The sequence below is a fragment of the Marinigracilibium pacificum genome, from assembly GCF_012926615.1.
Taxonomy (GTDB): Bacteria; Bacteroidota; Bacteroidia; order Cytophagales; family Cyclobacteriaceae; genus Mangrovivirga; species Mangrovivirga pacifica.
The window spans coordinates 114,804-120,803 of record NZ_JABBNU010000015.1; the positions used below are offsets into that span (position 1 = coordinate 114,804).

Annotated in this window: 3 protein-coding genes; 1 reads left to right on the plus strand and 2 read right to left on the minus strand. The window is 34.3% G+C overall.

Annotated features, from left to right (window positions below; all coding sequences use genetic code 11):
* The first annotated feature begins 563 nt into the window (after window positions 1-563).
* Complete coding sequence (locus tag HH304_RS20300) at window positions 564-3,461, plus strand: eCIS core domain-containing protein (RefSeq protein WP_169685124.1); 2,898 nt, start codon at window positions 564-566, stop codon at window positions 3,459-3,461.
* A 159-nt stretch (window positions 3,462-3,620) separates the two neighbouring features.
* Here the strand turns inward: HH304_RS20300 and HH304_RS20305 are convergent, their stop codons facing one another.
* Window positions 3,621-4,961 carry a WG repeat-containing protein gene (locus tag HH304_RS20305; protein ID WP_169685125.1) on the minus strand — a complete coding sequence of 447 codons (1,341 nt, stop codon included), beginning with the start codon at window positions 4,959-4,961 and terminating at the stop codon, window positions 3,621-3,623.
* A gap of 87 nt (window positions 4,962-5,048) precedes the next feature.
* Window positions 5,049-6,000: WG repeat-containing protein (locus tag HH304_RS20310; RefSeq protein WP_169685126.1), on the minus strand; the 952-nt coding region annotated here is incomplete at its 5' end.

Here is a 6,000-nt window from a genome sequence, read left to right on the forward strand (position 1 = left end):
ATGTCATGGTTACTAGTATGTGTCTCCATTTAATGATGTGGTGTGTGTCCCCACACACCATGGGCTAATCCTGTTAGGATTCTAAATCAAAGTTAATCCTTACTGACCAAGCAAAACTTCAATGACGAAACAAGTTTGTCATGACAGGTATCATCTTCTCGAGGTTCACCTTTTAAGTATAACACCAATACAACACTAGCGAAACGCTGGCGCCTGGTATTAAAACACCCAACTGGCTAGTGAGGACACTAGCCAGGACTTCATGGTTACTAGTATGTAACTACAGTTAATGTTGTGGTGTGTGTCTCCACACTCCATGAGCTAATCCTGTTAGTATTCTAAATCCTGGTTAATCCTGTTTCAAATCATTATGATTCCATATCAATAATAACATTAGCGAGACGCAGGCATCAGGTGCTAATAAGTCTTAAATAATAATAAGATTTATACATTAATAAATAAGTTTTCAGGGTTTAGATATTCACTAATTAAATACTAACTCCCTTTTGGAATCCAGTCTGTAATCTTATATTTTTGAAATCTTCAACCTTTACATTTTTTTGATGGAATACGCTAATAGAGAGGATCAAAATCAGAAACGTCAACAACAGACTGATAAGGATAGTAAAAACAAAACTGCACAACGTCTGGAAAGTGGTGAGTTGAGCCTCAACAATGATGGGCCTGCACCCGGCTCTCAATGGAGAAATCCTTCTAAATCAGAAAATGTAATACAGAAAATGGAGGCTTCATTTGGAACTAGTTTTTCTGATGTAAATGTTCATAAGGATTCTTCTGAAGCGACAAATATTGGAGCAAAAGCTTTTACACGGGGAAGTGATGTCCATTTTGCACCCGGTCAATATAATCCTGCAAGCAAGTCTGGTCAGGAATTAATCGGTCATGAGCTTGCCCACGTAGTACAGCAGAGACAAGGAAGGGTAAAGCCAACTACGCAAGTAAATGGAACTCAGATTAATGATAACCCGACTTTAGAAATAGAAGCTGATGAAATGGGAAGAAAGGCTGTACAGTTTAAAATGGCTAATAATTTTCAAGACCCTGATAACTCAAACCAATCTAATAGTAATTCTACAATAGTACAGAGGTTTGAAGCTCCTTTACATGAAAGTGCCTCTCGAAATGCTTTGACTGCTAATGGAGACTTTTCTCAAGATGAGGCCAGCATGATTTATTATGGAAACTGGATGCGTGATGTTAACCAGGGCTTTGTTCCTGCAGCTATTGATATATTAGGCGCTGATACTGTATATGCCTTGCTTAACTATGTGGCATATCAAAAATTTGGTAAGGCACCAACCTCCGAACAAATGGGCTTTTACATTCTATCAGAACACCTGGATAGTCCGGTAGGAGCAATTAAAGACTCAGAATATAATACTTCAGCTCCTAAGATCAGCCCGGAATTGGAAGCTGCAGATTATGTTAATCCAGAAAAATCATCTCCCGTACCAGCGAGTAAAAAAACAAAAGTACTTCCTACTACCCCCGATGCTAAAGCAATTCCAGGTAGTGATATGGAGATTTTTGACGTGGACAGTTCTGGAGTAATGGGTTATATCAGACGTACAAACCAACATGTGGAAAATAGACTGACTTTAGCAGCTGAGAAAGGAAGAAATGAAGAGGGTTTTTTACATTTTGGAGCAGCTATGCATGCCATAGAAGATCTATTTGCCCATTCTAATTATGTAGAAATTGCAGCAGAGGAAATACTTAATAATGAGATGAAGGGTACGTTTCCTGAATTAGAAAATATGATTGGGGAAATAGAAATCCAGAGTTTTAGTCCGGAAGTAGAAGTATCTGGAGCAACACCAGGAACCAGTGACAGACGAAAAGCACTTGTTACGGGCTCATTTTCATCATTAGACACTGTAGAATCTGTTGGACACGAATTGGTGCATATGCTGAGGCAACCACCGAAATATCCATCTAGCCTGGATGAAGTCATAGCAATGAACAGGTTTATGGAAAGTTTAAGCTCACAGGTTGATGGAGGCCTATCTGATGAACAAAACGAAGAAATATTAAAAAAACATTTAGGCTTCGGTTATGGTATTGTTAAATCTTTTGCTGAAAACATCGGGTTTTCCACAATTATGAAAGGCAGTAATAGAGTGATGGAATTTCTTTACTCTAACTATGATGAAGAAGTTAAGAATGCAGTATATGAAATGAGCTCATTGGTTCACCAAAACGCCATGCTTCCATTGGCTGATCAAGTGGATTCCCTGGTGTTAGAAAGTAATGTAGCTAATACAAGTATGATTGAGGTTTTGGAATCCAGCCAGCGAATAAAGGCTAATAAGGGTGAGTTGAACGATTATGTTCAACCAACAATGGAAATGCTAGGGGAAGATAAAGATATGCAAAAAGCCAGAATGGAAGAGGCGGTTAAAAGAAGTGCCCTACTAGAAAACACACCTGAAAAAGCAATTGGAGGACCTTCTCACTCCCAAATTTCCAAAGACCATAAAAACAGTGTTTTCTTTGGGCTAGGTTTTAAGTTGGCTGTAGAAGCTGATAAAATGATCAAAGAAAAAATGCTGGCAGTATGGGGCAACAAAAAAGCGAATGTAGGTTACCAGGATGGCTTAACAGAACAACGAAATAAAAATGCTAATGAAAATTTAGCAATGGGAAAGGAAATACTTTCTCAAGGGTATGCTTCCGGAAAGAAACCCGACTTGCAAGCAAATATTAATGAGACTGCTGAATCAATTAATCAATTAGCTGACTTGTTGGTTGCTCTTAATCAATCTCCAGCAAATGCTCAAGCATATTTAAAAGGCAAACAAGACCTTATCGCATCATCTGAAATTGCTGGAACTAACCCATATATTAGTAATAAACTAGATAAAGTTCTTAACGTAACAAATAGTGGCCTGGTTTCTGTTCAACAACCTTTGAAAAATTTTGAATTAGAAGAAGCTTCGCAAGACCTTAAAAATTTGGCTATAAGAATTAAAAATGCAAAAACCCTTCAAGAAAGAGAATCTATTTATTTGGAGCTTACTATGCTTAGGATGCAATTCATCCAACATATTACCACTATTCAAAATGACCCGACGTTTACCGGTAATAAATTAACTTACGCAGCTGTTTTGACAGCAATGGATAGAGCAATAGCTGCAAATGCACCTAGCTTTACTACTAAGCAGGTTAATGTATTAGCTGGCACAAAGCATTTACAAGGGGTTGACCCATCATTACAAGGAGAGTTAAATGTGAACTCTTTTAAAATGACTAGTCAAAACTCAGGGAATTCGAAGATAGATAATTTAATCAATACCAGCAGACAGATAATTGACCATCCAAAAGAAAATAGTTGGTGGAAACCAATTATGATGGAATATATCAATGCAAATAAGGAAGTGATGAAAGATTATATTAAAGCAAGAAACATGGGTTATGCAACTTTTAGAGGCAAACACTAATAGAGTTTAAATGCTATTAAACTTAAAAGTTATCTACCTATATGTAGCTGTAAATATTACCATACTCAACTATTTAATATGTGACTAAATTATTACTTAATTAATAGCTAATACAGGAATAGTTAAAGATTGAGGTTTTTAATATGTATTCATTAATATTTATAATTTTCGATATATCATCCTAAGAGAAGAATCGACCCTAAAATCTTCATAAAAATCCTTTAAAATATATTCCCCTTTACTATTAACAATAATAGGAGATTGCCCAGAGCAAAAATAAAACTTCCCATTAAATACTTCAATAGAATTAAAAATGATAGGAATAACTACTTTACCTTTTTGGTCAATGCATCCAATTTTATGATCTCTCATTACCATTGCTAATCCGTTTTGATCAAAGTAGAATGCCTGTTTGTAAATATGATCGATTTTAACTACTCCATTCTTATCAAAATACCCATATTTACCATCCAATCTGAAAGCTGCTCTTCCATTTTTAAAAGAATCAATCCAAGAATATTTAGGTTCTACGACTATTTCCCCATTTCTATCGATTACACCATAAAACTTTTCATTATCTTTTTTGATTCCGAATACCGCTCTATCTTCTGAAAAAAAACTGATATAAGTAAAATTCTGTGGTAATCTAAGAATTGTTTTATTGTTTCGATTAACATACTTGAACCCCTCTTCTGATTCATACGGTAATATATTTATATCGCCAACTATATTTAATGGATACCCTTTATTTTCCTCTAATATTTTTTCCCCTTCAACTAAATCAATGAGGAATGATTCATTACCAATTTCCGCGAAAACCTCATTGTATAAGACTTTACTTTTATAAAAGTTAATAACCATATTTGGTAAAATCATGGAATAGTTAAACGAAACTATAACATTATTTGAACCGTCAATCACTCCAAACTTTGAATTATTTCTCGCAATATATCTATTAAAATTAGTGGTATTTATGTTTTCATACTCAAAAGGCACTAACACCTCTCCCTTATCATCAATCAACCCATACTTCTTATCTTTAATTGCTATAAAACGATTTTCATCAGAAGCATCTTCTTCTAAATTTTCATATTCAGGTTTTACCAATTGCTCACCAAGCTTATTCATGGCACCAACACCTGTGATAGTCTTATAAATGATGTGATCAAAATTAGTTGTAAACTCAGCTTCAATAGCCTCAAAGGTTAGTATTTCCTTTCCGCTATTATTCACTACCACATGCTGACGCATTTCACCCTTGGCTATTAATGAATCTTTCAGATATGTAACTATCGCCATATCATTGGTTACTGAAAGACAGTTGGCATATTGAGGCTCCACTATCCACTCCTCCATACCATTAATCAAACCCCACTTCCCATCTTGCTTCACCCAAACTTTTAATGCCTTCCTCTCCTTTTTAGATTGTGCTTCTAGAACAGAACAACCCGAACATAATATGACTATTAATAAGAAGTAATGAAAAAGTAAATGACGCATAGTTAATTAAAAATGTTAAAATCAAATATAAGTGATTAAACAGTAAAATGGTGAGTTTAAGTATTCAAATGTAATCTATGATAACATTTAAAACTGGTGATAAGAAACTTTTACTTGGGTGTTTAAACTCACCTCCAAAGTATTAAGAGTTAATAGCATTTTTCCTTCTGTGTTATATATCCTTTGGTTAACACCAGTATAACATAAATAATAATTCCCTTCGTCAAATGGTATAATCTTGTTAAACTCAAAAGGAATAATATGTTGATTATTCTTGTCAATAACACCATAATGTCTACCTTTTCTTGCAATTGCTAATTGATGAGAATCATAGTTTATTTCCGATTCATATTCAAATGGAATAATTACCTCCCCTATTTTATTTATGGCACCGAATTTATCGTTAAGATTACAAGAAACCAAACCTTCAGAAAATGCTCCCATCCATTGATAAACTGGAGATACGATTTCCTGCCCCTGTTTATTTATCAGCCCGTAAGCTTTTTCGTGGTAACCGGAATTTTGAGTTGGATTTGACAGTATTTTTTGGGTAATGGCAACTTCTTCATAGAAAAAACTTAAATGCGTATAAGAAGAATCCAGATTTATTAACTTCTTCCCTTTTATATCAATGTAACCTGTAAAATCACCATTGCTATAAGGTATTAATTTTTCTCCTACACTTTCAATAAAAATTGAGGTTGATATCACATTGTTTTTTTCAATAAAAACATCCTCACCCGGAATAAAGTAATCTAAAGTATCATTTTTTATCGCGTGTACCAGGTTAAGGATTTCTTTACCAATATTTACATCTACTTTAAAAATTGGCATAATCAAAATATAATTATTGGTCAAAACAATATTTCCATTATCAGATACTATGCCTCTCTTTTTATCCTTTTCAAAAACATATCTATTTGTATAAATAGTCTTTAACCAAGCATACTCAAAAGGCACTAACACTTCTCCCTTATCATCAATCAACCCATACTTCTTATCTTTAATTGCTATAAAACGATTTTCATCAGAAGCATCT

Excerpts from the sequence above, each read along its gene's own strand:
- HH304_RS20300 (WP_169685124.1), top strand. The coding sequence starts at position 564 with ATGGAATACGCTAATAGAGAGGATCAAAATCAGAAACGTCAACAACAG.
- HH304_RS20305 (WP_169685125.1), bottom strand. The coding sequence starts at position 4,961 with ATGCGTCATTTACTTTTTCATTACTTCTTATTAATAGTCATATTATGT.